This window comes from Streptomyces sp. NPDC001536 (assembly GCF_042894505.1).
Classification (GTDB): Bacteria; Actinomycetota; Actinomycetes; order Streptomycetales; family Streptomycetaceae; genus Streptomyces.
The window spans coordinates 384735-408256 of the sequence record NZ_JBIAVQ010000008.1 but is presented as its reverse complement, the minus strand read 5'-3'; the positions used below and the strand labels follow the sequence as shown (position 1 = coordinate 408256).

General features: G+C 70.7%; 19 protein-coding genes. 15 read left to right on the top strand and 4 right to left on the bottom strand.

What is annotated here, in order from left to right:
• Positions 1–5: 5 nt before the first annotated feature.
• Positions 6–1550 (top strand): alpha-L-fucosidase, encoded by a 1545-nt coding sequence (locus tag ACFY0U_RS23880; protein ID WP_388638925.1) that lies wholly within the window; start codon positions 6–8, stop codon positions 1548–1550.
• A gap of 57 nt (positions 1551–1607) precedes the next feature.
• On the opposite strand, the gene ACFY0U_RS23875 is transcribed toward ACFY0U_RS23880, so the two are convergent.
• Complete coding sequence (locus tag ACFY0U_RS23875; protein ID WP_388638924.1) at positions 1608–2633, bottom strand: alpha/beta hydrolase family protein; 1026 nt, start codon at positions 2631–2633, stop codon at positions 1608–1610.
• Positions 2634–2701: 68 nt separating this feature from the next.
• Complete coding sequence (locus ACFY0U_RS23870) at positions 2702–3748, bottom strand: LacI family DNA-binding transcriptional regulator (RefSeq protein ID WP_388638923.1); 1047 nt, start codon at positions 3746–3748, stop codon at positions 2702–2704.
• A 222-nt stretch (positions 3749–3970) separates the two neighbouring features.
• Here ACFY0U_RS23870 and ACFY0U_RS23865 point away from each other — a divergent pair, with 222 nt between their 5' ends.
• From ACFY0U_RS23865 to ACFY0U_RS23840, 6 genes are read left to right on the top strand one after another with little or no spacing between them, the layout of a single operon-like run.
• Positions 3971–5260 carry an ABC transporter substrate-binding protein gene (locus tag ACFY0U_RS23865; protein WP_388638922.1) on the top strand — a complete coding sequence of 430 codons (1290 nt, stop codon included), beginning with the start codon at positions 3971–3973 and terminating at the stop codon, positions 5258–5260.
• A gap of 2 nt (positions 5261–5262) precedes the next feature.
• Positions 5263–6156, top strand: coding sequence for a carbohydrate ABC transporter permease (locus ACFY0U_RS23860; protein WP_388638920.1), 894 nt, complete (start codon positions 5263–5265; stop codon positions 6154–6156).
• Positions 6153–7049 carry a carbohydrate ABC transporter permease gene (locus ACFY0U_RS23855; RefSeq protein WP_388638918.1) on the top strand — a complete coding sequence of 299 codons (897 nt, stop codon included), beginning with the start codon at positions 6153–6155 and terminating at the stop codon, positions 7047–7049. Before ACFY0U_RS23860 ends, ACFY0U_RS23855 begins: the two co-directional genes overlap by 4 nt.
• A gap of 38 nt (positions 7050–7087) precedes the next feature.
• Positions 7088–8344 (top strand): glycosyl hydrolase, encoded by a 1257-nt coding sequence (locus ACFY0U_RS23850; protein ID WP_388638916.1) that lies wholly within the window; start codon positions 7088–7090, stop codon positions 8342–8344.
• On the top strand, positions 8341–10347 hold the full coding sequence (locus ACFY0U_RS23845) for an endo-beta-N-acetylglucosaminidase (protein WP_388638915.1): 2007 nt from the start codon (positions 8341–8343) through the stop codon (positions 10345–10347). Before ACFY0U_RS23850 ends, ACFY0U_RS23845 begins: the two co-directional genes overlap by 4 nt.
• A 29-nt stretch (positions 10348–10376) precedes the next feature.
• A complete protein-coding gene (locus tag ACFY0U_RS23840; protein ID WP_388638913.1) occupies positions 10377–13385 on the top strand; it encodes an alpha-mannosidase in 3009 nt (1002 codons plus the stop codon).
• 45 nt (positions 13386–13430) lie between these two features.
• Here the strand turns inward: ACFY0U_RS23840 and ACFY0U_RS23835 are convergent, their stop codons facing one another.
• Positions 13431–14135, bottom strand: a complete 705-nt coding sequence (locus ACFY0U_RS23835) for a FadR/GntR family transcriptional regulator (RefSeq protein WP_388638911.1) — start codon at positions 14133–14135, stop codon at positions 13431–13433.
• A gap of 163 nt (positions 14136–14298) precedes the next feature.
• Here ACFY0U_RS23835 and ACFY0U_RS23830 point away from each other — a divergent pair, with 163 nt between their 5' ends.
• Genes ACFY0U_RS23830 through ACFY0U_RS23795 form a run of 8 tightly spaced genes read left to right on the top strand, consistent with a single transcriptional unit; the run spans position 14299 to position 22089 of the window.
• Positions 14299–15378: a sugar ABC transporter substrate-binding protein gene (locus ACFY0U_RS23830; RefSeq protein ID WP_388638910.1), complete on the top strand. Its 1080-nt coding sequence runs from the start codon at positions 14299–14301 to the stop codon at positions 15376–15378.
• Positions 15375–16865: a sugar ABC transporter ATP-binding protein gene (locus ACFY0U_RS23825; protein WP_388638908.1), complete on the top strand. Its 1491-nt coding sequence runs from the start codon at positions 15375–15377 to the stop codon at positions 16863–16865. The genes ACFY0U_RS23830 and ACFY0U_RS23825 overlap by 4 nt, the downstream gene beginning before the upstream one ends.
• Positions 16858–17886, top strand: a complete 1029-nt coding sequence (locus tag ACFY0U_RS23820) for an ABC transporter permease (RefSeq protein WP_388638906.1) — start codon at positions 16858–16860, stop codon at positions 17884–17886. The genes ACFY0U_RS23825 and ACFY0U_RS23820 overlap by 8 nt, the downstream gene beginning before the upstream one ends.
• A 37-nt stretch (positions 17887–17923) precedes the next feature.
• A complete protein-coding gene (locus ACFY0U_RS23815; RefSeq protein WP_388638905.1) occupies positions 17924–19267 on the top strand; it encodes an L-fuconate dehydratase in 1344 nt (447 codons plus the stop codon).
• Positions 19264–20019: an SDR family NAD(P)-dependent oxidoreductase gene (locus ACFY0U_RS23810; protein ID WP_388638903.1), complete on the top strand. Its 756-nt coding sequence runs from the start codon at positions 19264–19266 to the stop codon at positions 20017–20019. The genes ACFY0U_RS23815 and ACFY0U_RS23810 overlap by 4 nt, the downstream gene beginning before the upstream one ends.
• Positions 20016–20963, top strand: a complete 948-nt coding sequence (locus ACFY0U_RS23805; RefSeq protein WP_388638901.1) for an aldo/keto reductase — start codon at positions 20016–20018, stop codon at positions 20961–20963. Before ACFY0U_RS23810 ends, ACFY0U_RS23805 begins: the two co-directional genes overlap by 4 nt.
• On the top strand, positions 20960–21274 hold the full coding sequence (locus ACFY0U_RS23800; protein WP_388638899.1) for an L-rhamnose mutarotase: 315 nt from the start codon (positions 20960–20962) through the stop codon (positions 21272–21274). The genes ACFY0U_RS23805 and ACFY0U_RS23800 overlap by 4 nt, the downstream gene beginning before the upstream one ends.
• Positions 21271–22089: an amidohydrolase family protein gene (locus ACFY0U_RS23795; protein WP_388638897.1), complete on the top strand. Its 819-nt coding sequence runs from the start codon at positions 21271–21273 to the stop codon at positions 22087–22089. Before ACFY0U_RS23800 ends, ACFY0U_RS23795 begins: the two co-directional genes overlap by 4 nt.
• On the opposite strand, the gene ACFY0U_RS23790 is transcribed toward ACFY0U_RS23795, so the two are convergent.
• On the bottom strand, positions 22077–23498 hold the full coding sequence (locus tag ACFY0U_RS23790) for a lipase maturation factor family protein (protein WP_388638895.1): 1422 nt from the start codon (positions 23496–23498) through the stop codon (positions 22077–22079). The genes ACFY0U_RS23795 and ACFY0U_RS23790 overlap by 13 nt on opposite strands.
• Positions 23499–23522 lie beyond the last annotated feature (24 nt).

Here is a 23522-nt window from a genome sequence, read left to right as displayed (position 1 = left end):
CCTCCATGACCGTCTCCAGACGTACCTTCGTCACCGGCTCGGTCTCCGCGTTCCTCGCGACCGGCCTCACCCCGGCCTCCGCCGCCGGAGCCCCCCTTCCGGCCGAACCCGCGTACCGCATCCCCGTCGGCCCCGACGACACGGCCGAGGACCTGGTGCGCAAGGCCTCCCAAGTCCGGCCCACCGCACGGCAGATCGCCTGGCAGGCCCTGGAGCGCACCGCGTTCCTGCACTTCGGCGTCAACACCTTCACCGGCCTGGAGTGGGGGACCGGGGACGAGGACCCCGACGTCTTCCAGCCCGCAGGCCTGGACACCGACCAGTGGGCAAGGGCCCTGCGCGACGGCGGTTTCAAGCTGGCCATCCTCACCGTCAAGCACCACGACGGCTTCGTCCTCTACCCCTCCCGCTACTCCGACCACACCGTCGCCTCCAGCAGCTGGCGCGACGGACAGGGCGACGTACTGCGCTCCTTCGCCGACTCCATGAGACGGCACGGCATCAAGGTCGGCGTCTACATCTCGCCCGCCGACGAGAACCAGTACCTCGACGGCGTCTACGCCAACGGCAGCGCCCGTACCACCCGCACCATCCCCACCCTCGTCGAGGGCGACGACCGCACCCCCGCGCGGACCTACACGCTGGACGCCACCGACTACGGCGCCCACATGCTCAACCAGCTCTACGAGGTCCTCACCGAGTACGGCCCGGTCGACGAGGTGTGGTTCGACGGTGCCCAGGGCCGCATCCCGCCGGACAAGGTGGAGAGCTACGACTGGGACAGCTGGTACACGTTGGTGCGGGCGCTCGCGCCGGACGCGGCCATCGCCGTCACCGGCCCCGACCTGCGCTGGGTCGGCAACGAGAGCGGGCTGGCGCGCGAGGACGAGTGGAGTGTCGTCCCCGTCAAGGAGAACCAGTACGGGCGCACCGACTGGGCGTTGTCCTACGACACCCCTGACCAGGGCAGCCGTGCCGCGCTGGTGCGGGCGCAGGCAGGCACCGACTACCTCCAGTGGTGGCCGGCGGAGTGCGATGTGTCCATCCGGGACGGCTGGTTCTACCATGCCGACCAACAACCCAAGAGTGTGGACCAGTTGACGGAGATCTACTTCGGGTCCGTCGGGCGCAACTCGGTGCTCCTGCTCAACATCCCGCCGGACACGGATGGATTGCTGCCCGCCGCGGACGTGACCCGGCTGCGTGAGTTCCGGGAACGCATCGACAGGGAGCTGCCCGAAGATCTCGCGGCGGGAGCCCGGACCACTGTCACGCCCGGCCGGGTCACCGTCGATCTCGGCCGGGAGCGCGAGGTGGACCGGTTCCGGCTCGCCGAGGACATCGCGCACGGTCAGCAGGTCGAGAGCTTCGTGGTGGAGGCGCTGCGCGACGGAGCCTGGACGGAGGTGGCCCGGGCCGGGACGGTCGGGGCGAGCCGGATCCTGCTGCTGCCGGCTCCGGTGCGGGCACGGCGGTGGCGGGTGCGGGTCACCGGGTCCCGGAGTGCCGTACGGATAGCTGAGTTCGGCATGTACAGGTCGCGGCTCTGAGGGTACTCGGGCAGGGCGGTCACCAGGGCGTCGGCGACCTGGTGATCGCCCGTTCGGTCACCGCAGATGCCGGGCGAAGAAGTCCATCGTGGTGTCCATGGAGGCCGGCCACCGCGGGTAGAAGGTGTGGCCCTCGCCCTGGTACTTGCGGAGCTCGACGCGCTTGCCCGCTCCGCTCAGCGCGGCGGCCATCTGCTCCGACCACTTGATCGGGCAGGTGTCGTCCGCGGTGCCGTGGTGGATCAGCAGCGGCTCGGTCACCCGGTCCACATAGGTGCGGGGCGAGACCTCGCGCCAGAACGCCGGGTTCTCCTCGGGAGTGCCGTACTTGGCGTCGATCTCGGCGACGAGCGGGTCGTTGTCCGAGCGCTGGAAGTGGTCGATGTTCTCGTCGGGGCGTGAGCTGACCGGCGCGAAGGCGACCGCGGCGTCGAACAGGCCCGGCGCCACGACCAGGGTGTTGTAGACGACGCCGCCGCCCATCGAGCGGCCGAGCAGCCCGAGCCGGTCGCCGTCGATCTCCGGGCGTCCGGAGTCGCGCAGCGCCAGCGCGGCGCCGATGACGTCCTCGGTGTAGCCGAGGCGCAGGTTGATGTCGTTCTTCGGGTCGTCGTCCGAGGCCGCGTGGTTGCGGTAGTCGGTGTGCAGGACGACGTAGCCGTTGCGGGCCAGGAGGTCCTGCTCCCGGGCGAGCCCCCGGCCGGTCGTGTACACGGCGGGGTCGATATAGCCGTGCGCCAGCACCAGCGCCGGGAACGGGCCCTTGCCGCGGGGGATGTTCATGAGCCCGGAGATCGTCAGCCCGTTCGACTCGTACGTCACCCGGTAGCTGGTGTAGGAGCCGGTGCGGGCCAGGACGGTGCCGAGGCGGAGGTCGGAGCCCTGGTACTTCTTCTCCATGAGGGCGGGCAGGGAGACGGGGTTGACGGGCTTCTTGCTGGGGGAGGGCGTGGCAGTGGAGGGCTGGGCCGACGTGGAGGTCGTCTTCGGCGCCGGCGCAGCCTCGTCGTCGCCCCCGGTGCAGCCGATCGCGACGACCAGCGTCAGCCCGGCGACGACACAGGCCGTTCCCCGTACCCGCATGCGGCCCATTATCTCCCGGGGGGCGCGGGAAGGGGCGGGGTCGTCACGCACGCCCACGACCGCACTTCTCAGGCCCCGCGCACCGGCCCGGTACTGTCCCGTTCGATCAACCGCGGCACCGGCACCCGTACGGTCCGCGCGGGCCCCCCGTCCAGCAGTGCGGTCAGCTCCCGGGCCGCCGTGCGGCCGAACTCCACACTGTCGCGGGACAGCGCGGACAGCCACGGCTTGACCATGCGGCACAGCGCCGAGTCCTCCCAGGAGACCACCGAGACGTCCGCCGGCACGGAACGGCCGAGCCCGGTCGCGGCGGCGGCGCCGGCGACGGCCATCACGTCGTTGTCGTAGATCAGCGCGGTCGGCGGATCGGCGGCCTCCAGGACCCGGCGGGTGACGGCGGCGCCCTCCGCGTCCGAGTAGTCGGTGGTCACCGACTCGACCCCGGCCAGCCCACGCCGCTCGGCCTCGGCGCGCAGGGTGCGCATCCGGCGTTCGGTGTGGGCGAGCCCCGGCAGCCCCGCGATGTGCACGATCCGGCGGTGGCCGAGGGCGTACAGTCCGTCCACCACCGAGGCCATCGCACCCGCGTCGTCGGCCCACACCGTCGACAGCCCCGGGTGCCGCTCGTCCGGCGCGCCGCCGATCACCACGGCGGGCAGACCGAGTTCGTCGAGGAGGTCAGGGCGCGGGTCGGCGGTGCGGGGGTCGACGACCAGCACCCCGTCCACCCGGTGCTCGGCCCACCAGCGCCGGTACACCGCGCACTCGTCGTCGACGTCCTCCACCACCTGGAACAGCAGCCCGAGATGGCGTTCCGCCAGCACCTCCTGGATGCCGGAGACGAGCTGGAGGAAGAAGGAGTCCACACCGAGGGTGTCCGCGGGGCGGGCGAGCACGAAGCCGACCGTGGCCGCGCCCTCGCCGGAGAGCGCCCGGGCGGCGGTGCTGGGCCGCCAGCCGAGCTCCTCGGCGACCTGGCGCACCCGTTCGCGGGTGTCGTCCGAGACACCGGGCCGGCCGTTCAGCGCGAAGGAGACGGCGCTCTGGGAGACCCCGGCGTGCCGCGCGATGTCCTTCATCGTCGGCCGCCGCGCGGGCAAGCGCTTGCCTGGCACGGTGTTCCCCCATTCCTGCGGTGGATTTCCGGCCAGTATGCACTAATGCGGTTCAGTGACGGCAAGCTAATGCGGTTCAGCTGGAAGGTTCTAATGCGTATTAGTAACTAAAGAAATTAGCTCGCCCGGCTCCATTGACGGGCCCGGGAACCGGCGTGCAAGGTCTCCGTCGTTGGCCAACTCCGCTGCACCACCCCCGCTGCACAAGGAGGCCGTTCCGCCGTGCCCGTATCCCGCAGAGCCCTCGTCGCCGCCGCCGTCTGCCTCGTCCTGCCGCTGAGCGCCTGCGGCTCGGGGAGCGACGACGGATCCTCGACCGACGCCTCCGGCAAGGTCGAGGGCGACATCACCTTCCAGACCTGGAACCTCAGGGCCAATTTCAAGGACTACTTCGAGGGAGTGATCGCCGACTTCGAGAAGGAGTACCCCGGCACCGAGGTGAAGTGGATCGACCAGCCCGCCGAGGGCTACGCCGACAAGATCAGCGCCGACGCCGCCGGCGGCACCCTGCCCGACGTCGTCAACGTCTCCCCGGACCTGGTCGCCCCGCTCGCCAAGGCCGGACTCGCCCTCGACCTGGACAAGGCCGCCGCGAAGTACAAGAAGGAGTATCTGGAGGGGGCCTGGGCCAGCCACCAGATACCCGGCATGACCGGCACCTACGCCTTCCCCTGGTACCTCAACACCGGGCCGCTGTTCTACAACAAGTCACTGTTCGAGGACGCCGGCCTCGACCCCGACCAGCCGCCGAAGACGTACGACGAACTCTTCACCGACGCCCTGGAGCTGGCCGACAAGACCGACGGCAAGGTCGCCACCCTCGCCAACGTGCCCACCATCGAGGACTTCGGCCGCTACGGCGTCGAGCTCATGAACAAGGAGGGCACCGCCTTCGCCTTCAACGACGCGAAGGGCGTCGAACTCCTCACCAAGTACAAGGAGCTGTACGACGCGAAGGCCCTCGACCCGCAGGCGCTGACCGCGACCCCCGAGTCCTCCGGCAAGAAGTTCCTCACCGGAGCCGTCGCCATGAACCCCGGCAGCGCCCTGGACCTCGGCAACTTCAAGAAGCAGGCGCCGAACCTGTACAAGAACATCGGCATCACCGACCAGATCACCAGCACCGGCCACGTCAACATGTACGTGATGGGCGTGATGGTCAACGCGCAGACCAAGAAGAAGCCCGCCGCGGTCGCGTTCGCGCACTATGTCACCGACGCCGTGCACCAGATGTCCTTCGCCAAGCAGGTCGCCATCTTCCCGAGCACCGCAGGATCGCTCGACGACCCGTACTTCACCAAGGAGGACGGGACGGACGAGACCCGGGTGCGGGTCGCCGCCGCCAAGTCGCTGAAGAACGCCGTCAATTACACGCCCGTGCTGTTCAGCGAGCAGATGAAGACGGCGCTGCGCAACGAGGTCGCCAAGGCGTTGCAGGGCAAGGAGAGCCCGAAGGAAGCCCTCGACAACGCTGTCAAGGCCTGCGACACACTGCTCCAGCAGCAGGGCTGACCATGTCGTCGTCCACCGTGTCCCGGGTGCGGCGCCAACTGCCGACCAGCCCCTGGCTGTTCGCCGCACCCGGCCTGCTGATCATCGGCGGGTTCATCCTGTACCCGTTCTTCTCGACGCTGGTCAACGCCTTCACCGACCGCCGCACCCTCATCCCGGGCGAGTTCGTCGGGCTCGCCAACTTCCGCGAACTGCTCCACGACGACATGTTCTGGATCGGACTGCGCAACAGCACGCTCTACGTCCTCGGGGTCGTCCCCGCGCTCGTGATCCTGCCCCTGCTGCTCGCGCTGCTCGTCCAGAAGAACATCCCGGGCATCACCTTCTTCCGGTCCGCCTTCTACACCCCGGTCGTCGCGTCCATCGTCGTCGTCGGACTGATCTGGGTGTGGCTGCTCGACGAACGCGGCCTGGTGAACTCCCTGTTGGAGACCGTCGGCATCGGGCGGGTCGGCTTCCTCAGCGACCAGTGGCTGCTCCTGCTGAGCGCCATGGCCGTCACGGTCTGGAAGGGCCTCGGCTACTACATGATCATTTACCTGGCGGCGCTGGCGAACGTGCCGCGCGAACTCCACGAGGCCGCCTCCGTGGACGGCGCGGGGCCCGTGCGGCGCTTCCTGTCGGTCACGGTGCCCGCCGTCCGGTCGACCATGGTGCTGGTCGGGGCGCTGTCGTCGGTGGCCGCCTTCAAGGTGTTCTCCGAGGTCTATCTGATGGCGGGGCCGAGCGGTGGTCCCGCCGGCGAGGACACCACGCTCGTGATGCTCGTCCAGCGCACCGGCACGGGTCTGACCGGCCGGGTCGGCTACGCCTCCGCCATCTCGGTCGTCGTCTTCGTCGTCACCGTCGCGCTGATGCTGCTCGTGCTGCGCGCCGACCGGAGGGACGAGTCGTGAGCGTCATCGAGAAGGTCCGTCCCGCTCCCGTGGCGAGCGAACCCCGCGTCACCGACGAGCACGGCCGCCGCGTACGGGTGTGGGAACTCACCGTGCGGTACGTACTGTTGCTGGCCGTACTCGCCCTGACCGTCGGCCCGTTCCTCTGGCAGCTGTCGACCTCGCTGAAGGGCCCCACCGAGGACATCTACAGCTCCCCGCCGACGTTCCTCCCGGAACACGCGACCCTGCACAACTACGAACGGGTCGCCGACACCATTCCCGTGTGGGACTACGCGTGGAATTCGCTGAAGGTCGCCACCGCCAACGTCGTCACCAACTGCGTCGGTTCGGCTCTCGCCGGCTACGCGCTGGCCCGGCTGCGCTACCGCGGCCGCCGCGCCGCCACCCTGGCCTTCATCCTGGCGATGCTCGTGCCCGTGGAGGGCATCATCATCGCCCAGTTCACCACCATGCGGGAGCTCGGCCTCAACAACACCCTGATCGGCGTGGTCCTGCCGGGCTGCATCGGCGCCATGAACGTCCTGCTGATGCGCAACGCCTTCCTCAACCTGCCGTACGAGATCGAGGAGGCGGCCTACGTCGACGGCGCCAACGTCTGGCAGCGCTTCCTGCGCATCGCCGTGCCGTCGGTCAAGGGCACCCTCGCGGTCGTCGCGATCTTCGCCTTCATGGGCGCCTGGGACGACTTCCTGTGGCCGCTCATCGTGCTGAGCGACCCGTCCAAGTTCACGCTCACCATCGGCCTCAACTATCTGCACGGCACCTTCGCCAACGACGAACGCCTCGTCGCCGCGGGCACCGTCATCGCCGTGGCGCCGCTGATCGCCCTCTTCGCCTGTCTCCAGCGGTACTTCTTCCGCGGGGTCGGCGAGGGCGCGGTCAAGGGCTGAACAGGGCTGTCCGCGCCCCCGAGTTCAAGGACCACCACATGCCTGCTGCCGTGCGCTTCGGCGTCAACTACACCCCCAGCCAAGGATGGTTCCACCACTGGCTCGACTTCGACCTCGACTCCGTCCGCGCCGACCTCGACTCGATCGCCGCGCTGGGCCTGGACCACATCCGGGTCTTCCCGCTGTGGCCGTACTTCCAGCCCAACCGCACCCTGATCCGGGAGCGGGCCGTCGCGGACCTCGTGCGGCTGGCCGACGCCGCCGCCGAACGCGGTCTCGACGTCAACGTGGACGGACTGCAAGGGCACTTGAGCAGCTTCGACTTCGTGCCGGCCTGGACCCGGACCTGGCACCGGCGCAACCTCTTCACCGACCCGGACGTCGTCGAGGGCCAGGCGGCCTACCTGCGCACGCTCGCCGCTGCCCTGGCCGACCGGCCCAACTTCATCGGCATGACCCTGGGCAACGAGGTCAACCAGTTCTCGGCGGGCCCCCACCCGGACCCCGACCGGGCCACCTCCGAGCAGATCGACGCCTGGCTCACGAGACTGCTCGCCGCCTGCGAGGAGGGGGCGCCGGGCAGGCTGCACCTGCACGCCGAGTACGACGCGACCTGGTACCAGGACGACCAGCCGTTCACCCCGGCGCAGGCCGCCCGGCTGGGTGCCGTCACGGCCGTGCACTCCTGGGTCTTCAACGGCACCGCCCAGCGGCACGGCCGCACCTCTGTGCCGACCGAGCACCACGCCGCGTACCTCGTCGAGCTGAGCAAGGCCTGGGCCGACGACCCGCACCGTCCCGTCTGGCTCCAGGAGGTCGGCGCCCCCGCGCCCCTCGTCCCGCCCGAGCACGCCGCCGCCTTCACCGAGGCGACCGTCGCGAACGCCCTGGACTGCCCCGACCTGTGGGGCATCACCTGGTGGTGCTCGCACGACGTGTCGCGGGACCTCGCCGACTTCCCCGCGCTCGAATACGGGCTAGGCCTGCTGACCAACGACCGCCGGCCCAAGGACCTCGCGAAGGTGCTCGCGAAGGCGGCGGACGGGCCCACGCACATCCCGGCAATCCGCACCACGGCACTCGTCGTCCCCGCCCACCCGTCCAGGCGCTCCCTGTGCGCACCGGGCGGGCCCGTCTACGACGCCTTCTTCCGGCTCGTCGCCGACGGCGCCCGGCCCACCACCGTCCTCGACACCCACGCCGCTGACGCCGACCACCTCACCGCGCGCGGCATCACCGAAGTCGTCACGTCCGACCAGGTACTCCCCACCCCACAAGGAGGCACCCGCTCGTGAACCCCACCAGACGCACCGTCCTGCTCGCCGGAGCGGCGGCCGCGCTGCTGCCCACGTCGTCCGCCACCGCGGCCCCGAAGGCGGCGGCCGCCCTCCAGCCGTACGCCTCCTACTGGTATCCGGACTCCCTGCCCTCCGGCACTCCCGGCACCGGCATCACCTGGCGCGGCCTCAAGACCTGGCGCGCCGCCGACGACCCCGACCTCGCCTTCAACGCGGCGTCCGTCCCCCTCGCCGCCCGCTTCACCCCGGCCCCGGTGAACGCGACCGCCCGTTCCGGACAGGCCCGCGTCCAGTCCCTCGTCTCCTTCGGACCGACGGCGGGCAACCCCTCACAAGGCGCGGCGACCGCGGACTACTACGCCTTCGGACACTGGGCCTACGTCGACGAACTCGTCTTCTGGGGCGGCTCCTCGGGCGAGGGACTGATCCTCGCGCCCAACGCCCCCATCGTGGACGCCGCCCACCGGCACGGCGTGCCCGTCCTCGGCAACATCTTCCTGCCCCCGGTCGCCTACGGCGGTCAGCTTCAGTGGACCCGCGACCTGGTCCAGAAGGACGCGGCCGGCCGCTACCCGCTCGCCGCCCAACTCGTCGCGGTGGCCGAGGCGTACGGCTTCGACGGGTGGTTCGTCAACGCGGAGACCGGGGGAGGGGACAGCGCGCTCGGTGCGGCCATGCTGGGCTTCCTGCGGGAGTTGAAGTCCCTCGCGGCGGCCCGGGGGCAGCGGGTGACCTGGTACGACTCGATGACCGTGAACGGGGCGGTGAGCTGGCAGGGCGCGCTGAACAGCCGCAACCAGGCCTTCTTCGAGACCGCCGACGACATGTTCGTGGACTTCCGCTGGACGTCGGCCGGTCTGGCGTCGTCGGGTCAGCTGGCCCAGCAACTCGGCCGCAGCCGCTACGAGTTGTGGGCGGGCGTCGACGTGGAGGCCAACGGCTGGAACACGTCCGAGAACTGGGACGCCATCGTGCCCGCCGGCCGGGCGCACGTGACCTCGATCGGCCTGTACCGGCCCGAGTGGACCCGCAACCACCTGCCCGCGCCCCGCACACCGGCAGACTTCCACGCGGCCGACGACCGGTTCTGGACCGGCCGTTCGCTCGACCCGTCCCGGCCCGACGGCACGGACACCTGGCGGGCGCCCGCCGTGTCCGTCGCCGACCGGTCGACGGTGACGTCGGTTCCGTTCGCGAGCGTGTTCAACACCGGGCACGGGCTGCGATGGTACGAGGAGGGCGCGGTCACGTCCGACGTGCCCTGGAACCACCTCGGCCTCCAGGACCGGCTGCCGTCACGGCGGTGGGTGGTGCGGACCGAGGGGCGGCGGCCGGCTGTCGGCTTCGACTTCGCGGACGCCTGGCGCGGAGGGAGCAGCGTGCTGGTGGACGGCGAACTGGACGCGCCGACCGTGCTGGACGTGTATGCGACACGGCTGCCGATCGGTGCCGACACGGTGGTCGAGCTGACGCACCGGACCGACGCGGGCGCCGTGCAGGTCGAGTTGGCGGTGGCGACGGGTGAACCGGGCACGCCGGGGTCCCCACCGTCGTACACCTATCTGCCTGTCCTGCCGGTGAACTCGGGCACTACCTGGCAGACGGCGACCGTACGGCTCACAGGTCTGACCGGGACCGTCCACGCGCTCGGCGTGCGGCTCACCGCGACCACCGGGCCCGTGAAGTGGCGGCTGGGCGGTCTCGCGGTCCGGGACGCCCTCAGTACACCCCCGGCACCGACCGGCTTCCGTGTGACCGCCGCGTCCGGCGGCGACCTGCGCGTGGCCTGGAACCCCGCCCCCGGCGACGTACGCCACTACACCCTGCACCGCCTCCTCTCCGACGGCACCCGGTGCTTCCTCGGCGGCACCTGCCAGAAGGCGTACTTCCTCGGCGGCCTCCAGCCCGAACAGGGCGAGCGGGCGTCGCGGTTCGAACTGCGCGCCGTGGGGGAGCTGTACACGTCGTCGGCTCCGGCCACCGTCACCCACACCTGGTAACCATCCCCCTCAGCCTGGGAGCACCCCGCATGCATGACGACCGCCGTCTGGTCGAGGCCCGTCTCCAGCGCGTCCTCGACGAGCGCATCCGCCCCGCCGTGTACCCCGAGTCCGTGCCGCTGGAAGTGGCGGTGTGGCACGCCCCCGATGAGCCGGTGCCGGTCGCCGAGGGGCTGGCGGCCGAGCCCGAGCCGATCGAGGTCGGCGCCCGCTGGGGTGCTCCCTGGGGGACCAGCTGGTTCCGGGTCACCGGGACCGTCCCCGAGGCATGGGCCGGCCGGACCGTCGAGGCCCTGCTGGACCTCGGCTTCGACGAGAACATGCCCGGCTTCCAGTGCGAGGGCCTGGTGTACCGGCCCGACGGCACCCCGGTGAAGGGCCTCAACCCGCGCAACCAGTGGGTCAGGATCGGCGCGCCCGTCGAGGGCGGCGAGGAGGTGCGGCTGCACATCGAGGCCGCCTCCAATCCCGTCATCCTCGACTACCACCCCTTCCTGCCCACGCAGTTGGGCGACAAGGAGACGGCGGGCAGCGAACCCCAGTACAAGCTCACCCGCATGGACCTCGCCGTCTTCGACGAGACGGTGTGGCAGCTCGTCCTCGACCTGGAGGTGCTCGGGGAGCTGATGCACGAGCTGCCGATGGACTCGGGGCGCCGCTCGGAGATCGTGCGGGCGCTGGACCGGGCCCTGGACGCCGTGGACCTCCAGGACGTGAACGGCACCGCGGCGCAGGCACGGGTACGCCTTGAAACGGTCCTGTCCGAGCCCGCCGTGCCCTCCGCGCACCGCGTCAGCGCGATCGGCCATGCCCACATCGACTCGGCGTGGCTGTGGCCGCTGCGGGAGACGGTACGCAAGGTGGCCCGTACGACGTCCAACATGACCGCTCTGCTGGAGGACGAGCCGGAGTTCGTCTTCGCCATGTCGCAGGCCCAGCAGTGGGCTTGGGTTCGCGACCACCGCCCCGAGGTGTGGGCGCGGGTGAAGAAGGCGGTGGCGGACGGGCGGTTCGTGCCGGCCGGCGGCATGTGGGTGGAGTCGGACACCAACATGCCGGGCTCGGAGGCGATGGCCCGTCAGTTCGTGCACGGCAAGCGGTTCTTCCTCGACGAGTTCGGCATCGAGAACGACGAGGCGTGGCTGCCGGACACCTTCGGCTTCGCCGCCGGACTCCCGCAGATCATCCGGGCGGCGGGCTCCAAGTGGTTGCTGACGCAGAAGATCTCCTGGTCCCAGACCAACAAGTTCCCCCACCACACCTTCCGTTGGGAGGGCATCGACGGCACCCGGATCTTCACCCACTTCCCGCCCGTCGACACCTACAACTGCTCCATGAAGGGCAGCGAGATCGCCCACGCGGCCCGCAACTTCAAGGACAAGGGGGTCGCCCGGCACTCCCTCGCCCCGACCGGCTGGGGTGACGGAGGCGGCGGCACGACCCGCGAGATGGTCGCCAAGGCGGCCCGACTGCGCGACCTCGAAGGCTCGGCGACCGTGGTCTGGGAGACCCCCGCGGAGTTCTTCGAGAAAGCCGAGGCCGAGTACCCCGACGCGCCCGTCTGGGTCGGCGAGCTCTACCTCGAACTCCACCGCGCCACCCTCACCAGCCAGGCCAAGACCAAGCAGGGCAACCGGCGCAGCGAACACCTCCTGCGCGAGGCGGAGCTGTGGGCGGCGACGGCGGCCGTGCGGGCCGGATTCCCTTACCCGTACGAGGAGTTGGACCGCATCTGGAAGACGGTGCTGCTCCACCAGTTCCACGACATCCTGCCGGGATCGTCGATCGCCTGGGTGCACCGCGAGGCACGGCGGACCTACAAGCGCATCGCCGAGGAGCTGACCGCGATCATCGAGGCGGCCCAACGCGCCCTGGCCGGAGAGGGCGTACGGGAGCTGCTGTTCAACTCGGCGCCCCATGCCCGCGACGGTGTCCTCGCGGGCGGCGCGAGCGCACCCACCGCCGAGGGCCGCACCCATCTCACCCCGCGCCTCGCGGGCGGCTTCGTCCTGGACAACGGCCTGCTGAGGGTCGAGATCGACGCCCAGGGACTCGTCGTCTCCGCGTACGACATCGAGGCGGACCGCGAGACGATCGCCCCGGGCGCCGCGGCCAACCTCCTCCAGCTCCACCCGGACTTCCCGAACATGTGGGACGCGTGGGACGTCGACGAGTTCTACCGCAACACGGTGACGGACCTGACGGCGGCAGAGGAGGTCGCGCCCGAGGGAGAGAACGTCCGGATCGTACGGTCCTTCGGCTCGTCCCGCGTCACCCAGGTGCTGTCACTCGCGGCCGGGGAGCGGCGGCTGCTGCTGGACACGGAGGTCGACTGGCACGAGACGGAGAAGTTCCTCAAGCTGGCCTTCCCCCTGGACGTACACGCCGAACGCTATGCCTCCGAGACCCAGTTCGGACACTTCCACCGCCCCACCCACACCAACACCAGCTGGGAGGCGGCCAAGTTCGAGGCCTGCAACCACCGCTTCCTCCACCTGGAGGAACCGGGCTGGGGGGTCGCCGTCACCAACGACTCGACCTACGGCCACGACGTGACCCGCACGGTCCGCACCGACGGCGACCGCGGCACGACGACCACAGTCCGCGCCTCCCTGCTGCGCGCCCCCCGCTTCCCCGACCCCGAGACCGACCAGGGCGTCCACCGCTTCCGGCACGCACTGATCCCCGGGGCGTCCATCGGGGACGCGGTGCGGGAGGGGTGGCGGATCAATCTGCCGGAACGGCGCCTCACGGGTGCTCGGGACGTCGCTCCCCTGGTGAGCGTCGATCACGACGCGGTCGTCGTCACGGCGGTCAAGCTGGCCGACGACGGCAGCGGCGACGTCGTCGTGCGGCTGCACGAGGCGCACGGGGGCCGGGGCAGGGCGACGCTCACCGCGGACTTCGAGGTCGCGGAGGTCGCGGCCACGGATCTGCTGGAGCGGCCGCTGGAGGAAGCCGTGCAGCGCGAGGGAGGTCGGGTGTCGTTGCGGCTGCGGCCGTTCGAGCTGGTGACGCTGCGGATGCGGCGCGCCTGACGGGGCGAGGTGGGGCGGAAGCGGTCCTCGGCGAGAAGGCCGGCGTCAGGGACCCAACTGGCTCCGCAGCCACTGCTCCACCTCCCCCACATGCGCCGCCGCCGCGGCCCGGGCCGCCTCCGGGTCACGCGCCACCAGCGCGCGATGGATCGCGGCATGCTCCCGCCGGGTCCGGGTGAACGCGCCCTCCTCCTGGTAGCCGCGCCAGACGCGGGCGCGGAAGGTGCGGGAGGAGAGGCCGTCGAGGATGGCGGCCATGGTGTCGTTGCCGGCGGACGCCACGATCTCGCGGTGGAAGGCGAGGTCGTGGGCGAGGATCTCCTCGGGGTCGTCGGTGAGGTTCATCGCGGTGAGGTGCTTCTCCACCTCGGCCAGCTGGTCCGGCGTGATGCGGGCCGCTGCCATCGCCGTGGCCGTGGACTCCAGGACGCGCCGCACCTCCAGCAGCTCGACGAGCTGCGGTCCCCGTGAGAGGTCGGCGACCACGCCGAAGGTCTCCAGCAGATCGCCGGCCTCCAGCTGGGTGACGTAGATGCCCGATCCGTGCCGCGCCTCCAGGACCCCCAGGACCGTGAGCGCGCGGATCGCCTCGCGCATGGAGCTGCGGGAGATGCCGAGCTGGACGGCGAGATCCCGCTCGGTGGGCAGCCGCTGTCCCGGTTCCAGCCGGCCCTCGCCGATCATCGCCTTGATCCGGTCGATGGCGCGCTGGGTCACGGTGCCCTTCTGCGGGGCCGTCTCGTCGTCCACGCCATTCCTCCACTCACCGGGTGGCGGAAGTCTAGCCACGGATGTGGTCCGACCACTACGACCCAAACTCCGGGAAATTCGCCACCTGAGGGTGTTCTTTCGACAGAGTGGTCTGATAAGTATGCGGTCATCTGCTCGAACCCGCTCAACGAGGAGCCGTCAGATGCCCGGCAGGACAGTGCGAAAGCGGAACAGGTCTCGGATGGTCGGCGCGGTGGCAGCGGCCGCGGTCGCCTCGCTCGTGCTCGGCGCGTGCGGGAGCACCAAGGACAGCGCCGACTCGGCCGGCGGTGGGGGAGGAGGGGACGGCACCGGCAAGGTCGGGGTGATCCTGCCCCTGCTCACCTCGCCGTTCTGGCAGTCGTACAACGACTACGTCCCGAAGATGGCGAAGTCCGAGGACGTGGACGCGCTGAAGACCGTCAACTCCAACAGCGACCCCTCGCAGCAGATCACCGACATCAACAACCAGCTCAACCAGGGCGTCGAGGGCCTGGTCGTCGCCCCGCTGGACAGCGCCGCCATCGAGGCCGGCCTCGACCAGGCCGAGCGCAAGGGCGTCCCCGTGGTCGCCGTCGACGTCGCGCCCGACAAGGGCAAGGTCGCCATGGTCGTCCGCGCCAACAACGTCGCCTACGGCGAGAAGGCCTGCGACTACCTCGGCAAGCAGATCCCCTCCGGCAAGGTCGTGCAGATCATGGGCGACCTCGCCTCGGTCAACGGCCGGGACCGCTCGGAGGCGTTCCGCGCCTGTCTGAAGAAGAACTTCCCCAAGCTGAAGGTGCTGGAGATCCCCGCCAAGTGGGAGTCCGACACCGCGGCCTCCAAGCTGGACACCCTCCTGAACGCCAACCCCGACATCAAGGGCATCTACATGCAGGCCGGCGGCGTCTACCTCGCGCCGACGCTCCAGACCCTGAAGTCGAAGGGGATGCTGAAGAAGGCGGGCCAGTCGGGCCACATCACGATCGTCTCCAACGACGGCATCCCGCAGGAGTACGACGCCATCCGCAAGGGCGAGATCGACGCCACCGTCTCCCAGCCCGCCGACCTGTACGCCAAGTACGGCATGTACTACATCAAGGCGGCGATGCAGGGGAAGACGTTCCAGCCCGGCCCCACCGACCACGACTCCACGATCGTCAAGCTGCCCAGCGGCATCCTGGAGGACCAGCTGCCCGCGCCCCTGGTCACCAAGGAGAACGTCGACGACCCCGAGCTGTGGGGCAACACGGTCCAGTGACGACGGCACTCGTTGAAGCGCACGGCATCGTCAAGCGCTACGGCCCCACCACCGCCCTCGCCGACGGCAGGCTCACCGTCCTGCCCGGCGAGTCCCACGCCCTCGTCGGCCGCAACGGCGCCGGCAAGTCGACCCTGGTCACCGTCCTCACCGGCCTCCAGGCGCCCGACGAGGGCGAGGTCCGCTTCGACGGCGAGCCCGCACCCGCGCTCGCCGACCGGGACGCGTGGCGCCGCAAGGTCGCCTGCGTCTACCAGAAGCCGACCGTCGTCCCCGAACTCACCGTCGCCGAGAACCTGTTCATCAACCGGCAGCCCCTCAAGGGCCGTTTCATCAGCTGGCGCCGCCTCAGAGAAGAGGCCGCCGCACTCCTCGACACCTGGGACGTGCGCGTCGACCCGGAGGCCCGCACCGCCGACCTCAAGGTCGAGGACCGCCAAATGGTGGAGATAGCCCGGGCGTTGAGCTTCGGCGCCCGCTTCATCGTCCTCGACGAACCGACCGCCCAGCTCGACAACCGGGAGATCGAGCGGCTCTTCGCCCGGATGCGGGCCCTCCAGGAGAACGGCGTCACCTTCCTGTTCATCTCCCACCATCTCCAGGAGGTCTACGAGGTCTGCCAGACGGTCACCGTCCTGCGGGACGCCCGCTGGATCACCACGGCCCCCGTGGCCGACATGCCCCGCGCGGCCCTCGTCGAGGCCATGGCCGGGGAGACCGTGGCCGAGCAGACGGTGGCGGCGAGGGACGTGGACAGCACCGCACCCGTCGTCCTGGAGGCGCGTGGCCTCACCTCGGACGCCTACCAGGACGTCGACCTGACCGTGCGCCGAGGCGAGGTCGTCGGGCTCGCCGGCATCAGCGGCAGCGGCAAGACCGAGCTCGCCGAATCGTTCACGGGACTGCACACACCCACCAGCGGCACGGCACGACTCGAAGGCGAGCAGCTGCCGTTCGGGGACGTGCGCAAGTCCCTGGAGGCCGGTGTCGGCTGCGTCCCGCGCGACCGGCACGGCCAGGGCCTGGTGTTCGGCATGACCATCGGCGACAACGCCACCATGACCGTCCTGGACCGGCTCGGCCGCTTCGGCTTCGTCGGCAGCGACCGCAAGCGCGGCTTCGCCACCGAGCTGATCGAACGGCTCGACATCCACACCGAGGGCCCCGACCAGCCCGTCTCCGACCTCTCCGGCGGCAACGCGCAGAAGGTCGTCATGGCCCGCGCCCTCGCCTCCGACCCCCGCCTGCTGGTGCTCATCAACCCCACCGCGGGCGTCGACGTGAAGTCCAAGGAATCCCTGCTGTCCCGTGTGGACACCGCGAGGCAGGACGGGACAGCCGTACTCGTCGTCTCCGACGAACTCGACGACCTCCGGCGCTGCGACCGCGTCCTCGTCCTCTTCCACGGCCGCGTGGTCGCCGAACACCCGGCGGGCTGGCACGACCACGAGCTGATCGCCTCCATCGAAGGAGTGGACCATGGCTGACACCAAGGCGGCCCGACCGCTCACGCCCGTACAAGCCCTGGCCCCCCGCTCGGCCCGTACGGTCCTGCTCCGCCGCGCCCGCGAACTCGCCCTCGTCCCCGCCCTGTTGGTACTCGTGGTGCTGGGCACGATCGTCAACGACTCGTTCCTCACCGAACGCAACCTGATCTCGATCCTCGGCGCCTCCGCCGCGCTCGCGATGGTCGTGCTCGCCGAGTCGCTGGTGCTGATCACCGGCAAGTTCGACCTGTCCCTGGAGTCCGTCGTCGGTATCGCGCCCGCCGTGGGCGCGCTGCTCGTGCTGCCGGCCGCACAGTCCGGCTGGGGCACCGAACTCCCGGCCGCACTGGCCCTGTTCGCGGTTCTGCTGGTGGGCGCGGCCGTCGGCGCGTTCAACGGCGTCCTCGTCGTCAAGTTCAAGCTCAACGCGTTCATCGTGACGCTCGCGATGCTGATCGTGCTGCGCGGACTGCTGGTCGGCGCGACCAAGGGCAAGACGCTGTTCGGGATGCCCGACAGCTTCTACTCCCTGGCGACCACCACCTTCCTGACCGTCCCGATGTCCGTGTGGGTCGCGGCGATCGCCTTCGCGGTCGCCGGACTCGTCCTGAAGTACCACCGCGTCGGCCGTGCCCTGTACGCCATCGGCGGCAACGCCGACGCGGCCCGCGCCGCCGGTATCCGCGTCGAACGCGTCATGCTCGGCGTGTTCGTGGTCGCGGGCACCCTGGCCGCGGTCGGCGGGATCATGCAGACCGGGTACGTGGGCGCGATCAGCGCCAACCAGGGCAACAACATGATCTTCACCGTGTTCGCGGCCGCGGTGATCGGCGGCATCAGCCTCGACGGCGGCAAGGGCACCATGTTCGGCGCCCTGACCGGCGTCCTCCTGCTCGGCGTCGTCCAGAACCTGCTCACCCTCGCCCAGGTCCCGTCCTTCTGGATCCAGGCCATCTACGGCGGAATCATCCTGCTCGCCCTGATCATCGCCCGTGTGACGACCGGCCGGGCCCAGGACTGACCCGCCCGCTCCCACGACCCCGACCGAGAGGCCCTCAGTGTCACCGACCCCCGTCCGCATCACAGCGGTCGACACCTACGACATCCGTTTCCCGACCTCGCGCGAGCTCGACGGCTCCGACGCGATGAACCCGGACCCCGACTACTCGGCCGCGTACGTCGTCCTGCGCACCGACGGGACCGACGGACACGAGGGGCACGGCTTCAGCTTCACCATCGGGCGGGGCAACGAGGTCCAGGTGGCCGCCATCCACGCGCTCAGGCACCACGTGGTCGGCCGGGACGTCGGCGAACTCTGCGCGGACCCGGGGACCCTCAACCGCGACCTGATCGGCGACAGCCAGCTGCGCTGGCTCGGCCCCGAGAAGGGCGTGATGCACATGGCGATCGGCGCCGTCATGAACGCCGTATGGGACCTGGCCGCCAAACGCGCCGACAAACCGTTGTGGCGGCTGCTCGCCGACGCCGACCCCGAGTGGCTGGTCGCCCAGATCGACTTCCGCTATCTCACGGACGCCCTCACCCCCGAAGAGGCGCTGGACATCCTCCGCAAGGGCCGGGAGGGCGCCGCGGAACGCACGGCCGCGCTGCTGGAGCGCGGCTACCCCGCCTACACCACCTCCCCGGGCTGGCTCGGCTACAGCGACGAGAAGCTCACCCGGCTCGCCAACCAGGCCGTCGCCGACGGCTTCCGGCAGATCAAGCTGAAGGTCGGCGCGGACCTCGACGACGACATCCGGCGCTGCCGCGTCGCCCGCAGGGTCGTCGGCCCCGGCATCCGCGTCGCCATCGACGCCAACCAGCGCTGGGACGTCGACGACGCGATCCGCTGGACCGAGGCCCTCGCCGAGTTCGACCCCTACTGGATCGAGGAGCCCACCAGCCCCGACGACATCCTCGGCCACGCGGCGATCCGCCGGGCCGTCGCCCCGGTGAAGGTGGCCACCGGCGAGCACGTCCAGAACCGGGTCGTCTTCAAGCAGCTCCTCCAGGCCGGCGCCCTCGACGTCGTCCAGATCGACGCGGCCCGCGTCGGCGGCGTCCACGAGAACCTCGCGATCCTCCTCCTCGCCGCGAAGTTCGGCGTACCGGTGTGCCCGCACGCCGGCGGCGTCGGTCTGTGCGAACTTGTCCAACACCTGTCGATGTTCGACTTCGTGGCGGTCACCGGTACCACCGAGGACCGGGTCATCGAGTACGTCGATCATCTGCACGACCACTTCCTCGACCCGGTGGTGATCAGGGAAGGTCACTACACGACACCCACCGCGCCGGGCTTCTCGGCCGCCATGAAGACCGAGTCGATCGCGCGGTACACATTCCCGGACGGTGCCTTCTGGGCGGCGGACCTCTCCGAGCGGAAGAAGGGACGGGCTGCATGAACGACTTCGAGGGTCTCAAGGCGCTGGTGACGGGGGGCGCCTCCGGCATCGGCCGGTCCACGGCCGAACTCCTGGCCGCACGCGGCGCCCGGGTCGCCGTCCTCGACCTGGACCCCTCGTCGGTGGCGGAGCCGCTGCTCGGCTTCAAGGCGGACGTCACCGACGACACCTCGGTGCGCGAGGCGGTCGCCGCCGCCGTCGCGGAGCTCGACGGCCTCGACATACTGGTCAACAACGCGGGCATCGGCGCCCAGGGCACCGTCGAGGACAACGACGACACCGAGTGGCACCGCGTCCTGGACGTCAACGTCGTCGGCATGGTCCGCGCCGCCCGTGCCGCACTTCCGCACCTGCGCGGATCCCGGCATGCGGCCATCGTCAACACCTGCTCCATCGCCGCCACCGCGGGCCTCCCGCAACGCGCCCTCTACAGCGCGACCAAGGGCGCCGTGTACTCCCTCACCCTCGCGATGGCCGCCGACCACGTCCGCGAGGGCATCCGCGTCAACTGCGTCACCCCCGGCACCGCCGACACCCCCTGGATCGGCCGCCTCCTCGGCAAGGCCCCCGACCCCGCCGCCGAACGCGCCGCCCTGGAGGCCCGCCAGCCCACCGGCCGGCTGGTTTCGGCGGACGAGGTGGCGGGCGCCATCGCCTACTTGGCGAGCCCGCTGTCCGGCGCCACCACCGGCACCTCCCTCGCGGTCGACGGCGGCATGCAGGGCCTGCGACTGCGCCCGGCGGGCCAGTGAGCACCCCGCGCGGACTGGGCTTCGGGGCCGCCGGCATCGGCAACCTCTTCACCGAGGTCACCGACGAGCAGGCGTACGCGGCCGTGTCCGCCGCCTGGCAGCGCGGCATCCGCTACTACGACACCGCGCCCCACTACGGCATCGGCCTCTCCGAACGCCGCCTCGGCGCGGCCCTGCGCGAGCACCCGCGCGAGGAGTACACGCTCTCGACGAAGGTCGGCCGCCGCCTGGAACCGTGGAGCGGCGGCGGTGACGACCTCGTGAACGGCTTCGCAGTCCCCGCCACCCACCGCCGTGTCTGGGACTTCACCGAGGACGGCATCCGGCGCACCCTGGACGCCAGTCTGGAACGGCTCGGTGTCGACCGCGTCGACGTCGTCTACCTCCACGACCCCGACGACTTCGCCGAAGCGGCCTTCCGGGAGGGCTACCCGGCCCTGGAGAAGCTCCGCTCGGAGGGCGTGGTCGGGGCGATCGGCGCCGGCATGAACCAGACGGAGATGCTCACCCGGTTCGTGCGCGACACCGACGTGGACGTGGTGCTCTGCGCGGGCCGCTACACCCTGCTGGACCAGAGCGCGCTGACCGACCTGCTGCCCGCGGCCCTGGCACACGGCACCTCCGTCGTCGTCGGCGGCGCCTTCAACTCCGGCCTGCTGGCCGACCCGCGCCCCGGCGCGACGTACGACTACACCAGCGCTCCGCCCGAGTTGCTGGACCGGGCCCTGCACCTGAAGTCCGTAGCCGACCGCCACGGCACCACCCTGCGGGCCGCCGCCCTGGCCTTCTGCGCGGCCCATCCGGCGGTGACCAGCGTCCTCGTGGGCGCCCGGTCGGCCGCCGAAGTCCACGACTGCGCCGACCAGTTCGAGACCGCGGTGCCACCGGAGTTCTGGCAGGAGCTGAGGGACACCGGATTCCTGCCGGCGGAGGAGAGGTCATGAGAGTCGCCCTGCACACCAAGGTCCGCGCCGACCGCGTCGCCGAGTACGAGGCGGCCCACCGCGAGGTCCCGAAGGAGCTCACCGACGCGATCCGCGCCGCCGGCGCCACCTCCTGGACCATCTGGCGCAGCGGCACCGACCTCTTCCACGTCCTGGAGTGCGAGGACTACGGCCGGCTCCTCGCCGAGCTGGAGAAACTCCCCGTCAACGTCGCCTGGCAGGCCCGCATGGCCGAGCTCCTCGACGTCGTGCACGACTACTCCGAGGAGGGCGCGGCCGCCGGCCTGCCCGTCGTATGGGAGCTGCCGTGACCGTCGACGCGCACCACCACCTCTGGGACCTGGCGGTGCGCGACCAGGACTGGATCGCCGGGGACAGCCCGATCCGGCGGGACTTCACCATGGCGGACCTCGCGCCCGAGGCGGCCGCCGCGGGGGTCGACCGGACCGTACTCGTCCAGACGATCACCGTCGCCGAGGAGACCCCGGAGTTCCTGGAACTCGCGGACACCCATGACCTCATCGCGGGCGTCGTCGGCTGGACCGACCTCACCCGCCCCGACATCGCCGACGAACTGGCCCGCCTCAGGGAACTCCCCGGCGGCCGCTACCTCAAGGGCATCCGCCACCAGGTCCAGGGCGAACCGGACCCGCGGTGGCTGCTCAGACCTGACGTACGGCGGGGCCTCGCCGCCGTGGCCGGGGCGGGTCTGGTCTACGACCTTCTCGTCCTGCCCCACCAACTGCCCGCCTGCGTCGAGGCGGCCGCGTCCCTTCCCCAACTCACCCTCGTCCTGGACCACTTGGGCAAGCCCCCCATCGCCTCCGGCACCCTCGAACCCTGGGCCACCGACCTCCGCGCCCTCGCCGCACACCCCAACACGGTCGCCAAGCTCTCCGGCCTGGTCACCGAGGCCGACCCCACCACCTGGACCGTCGACGACCTGCGCCCCTACACCGACGTCGCCCTGGACGCCTTCGGCCCGGACCGCCTGATGTTCGGCTCGGACTGGCCGGTGTGCCGCCTGGCGGCGCCGTACGGCGAAGTGCTGGACGCCGCACGTGAGTTGACGGGCCCGGACACCCGGATCCTCGAGACGACCGCCACCCGCGTCTACGACCTCTGAGACACCCCCGCCAGCCTGGTCGGCGGCAGATACTCCCGCACATACGTCCGCTCCCAGCACGCCCCCGTCTCCCGCAGCTCGCGCCAGCTCGTGTACCGGTAGCGGAAGAGGCGGGCGCGGATGTAGCGGGGCGGGGCGTCGGGCGGGAAGGGCGAGCGGCGCAGCAGCTTGAGGGTGTCGCGGTCGTTCTCCAGGAGCCGTTCCACGAAGGTGCCGAACCACGGACCGGCGTAGGACGGGGACAGCGCGGCGAACCACATCAGCCAGTCCAGACGCAGGTGGTACGGCGCGAACTGACGCGGCCAGCGCCGGGGGTCGCCGGGCTTGCCCTTGAACTCGTACTCCCGCCAGTCCGAGTCCTCGCGCGCCACCTCGTCGGCCGTGCCCTCGACCACCACCTCGTACCGGAACCGGCTGACGCTGCCGAACGCCCCGTAGGTGTTGACCAGATGGAGCGGGTCGAAGGAGCGGTTCATGATCTGGCGGCGGGAGATCATGTTCGTCACCGGGTGGTAGCTGAGGTACGCGATCAGCGCGGCGACGGCCAGGACCACGATCTCGTACCAGAGCGGGGCGGCGGGCAGCGAGGGCGGATCGCCCGGGAGCTCCAGCGCCGAGACCGCGAGCACGATCGTGATCCAGTTCAGCCAGGAGAAGTTGCCCGACAGGACCAGCCACAGCTGGGTGGCGATCATCAGGGACGCGGCCGCCGTGGCGATCGGCTGCGGGGTGAACAGCAGGACGGGGACGACGAGTTGGGTCACGTGGTTCGCCGCCACCTCCGCCCGGTGCAGCGGACGCGGGAGATGGTGGAAGAACCAGCTCAGCGGGCCCGGCATCGGCTGGGTCTCGTGGTGGTAGTCGAGGCAGGTCAGCTTCCGCCAGCAGGCGTCGCCCCGCATCTTGATCAGCCCCGCGCCGAACTCCACCCGGAACAGGATCCAGCGCAGCAGGAACAGCACCAGGATCGGCGGGGCCACCTCGTCGTTGCCGAGGAACACGGCGAGGAAGCCGACCTCCAGGAGCAGGGACTCCCAGCCGAAGCCGTACCAGGTCTGGCCGACGTTGACGATCGACAGGTACAGCGCCCAGGGCAGCAGCCACAGCACCATGGCGCCCCACAGCGGGAGCCGGGAGTCCAGGCCCGCCAGCAGCGCCGCCGAGACCGCGCAACCCGACCATGCGCAGGCCGCGAAGAAGCGGTCCGAGTAGTGGAGTTGGAACAGGCTCGGTGCCGCCTTGAAAGGGATCCGCCGGACGTAACGCGGGATGGGCAGCATGCCGCGCGCGCCGAGCAGGGCCCGGAACTGCAGGGCCGCCGTCAGGAACGCGACGAGGTACACGCCGGCCAGGGCCCGCTGGAAGACCAGCCGGCTCAGCCAGTAGTCGGGTGCGGTGAACCAGTCCACGACCGTGCTCCTGCCTTCATTGTC

Coding starts and splice junctions, on each gene's coding strand:
- ACFY0U_RS23880 (WP_388638925.1), top strand. CDS start 6: ATGACCGTCTCCAGACGTACCTTCGTCACCGGCTCGGTCTCCGCGTTC.
- ACFY0U_RS23875 (WP_388638924.1), bottom strand. CDS start 2,633: ATGCGGGTACGGGGAACGGCCTGTGTCGTCGCCGGGCTGACGCTGGTC.
- ACFY0U_RS23860 (WP_388638920.1), top strand. CDS start 5,263: ATGTCGTCGTCCACCGTGTCCCGGGTGCGGCGCCAACTGCCGACCAGC.
- ACFY0U_RS23850 (WP_388638916.1), top strand. CDS start 7,088: ATGCCTGCTGCCGTGCGCTTCGGCGTCAACTACACCCCCAGCCAAGGA.
- ACFY0U_RS23840 (WP_388638913.1), top strand. CDS start 10,377: ATGCATGACGACCGCCGTCTGGTCGAGGCCCGTCTCCAGCGCGTCCTC.
- ACFY0U_RS23830 (WP_388638910.1), top strand. CDS start 14,299: ATGCCCGGCAGGACAGTGCGAAAGCGGAACAGGTCTCGGATGGTCGGC.
- ACFY0U_RS23820 (WP_388638906.1), top strand. CDS start 16,858: ATGGCTGACACCAAGGCGGCCCGACCGCTCACGCCCGTACAAGCCCTG.
- ACFY0U_RS23810 (WP_388638903.1), top strand. CDS start 19,264: ATGAACGACTTCGAGGGTCTCAAGGCGCTGGTGACGGGGGGCGCCTCC.
- ACFY0U_RS23800 (WP_388638899.1), top strand. CDS start 20,960: ATGAGAGTCGCCCTGCACACCAAGGTCCGCGCCGACCGCGTCGCCGAG.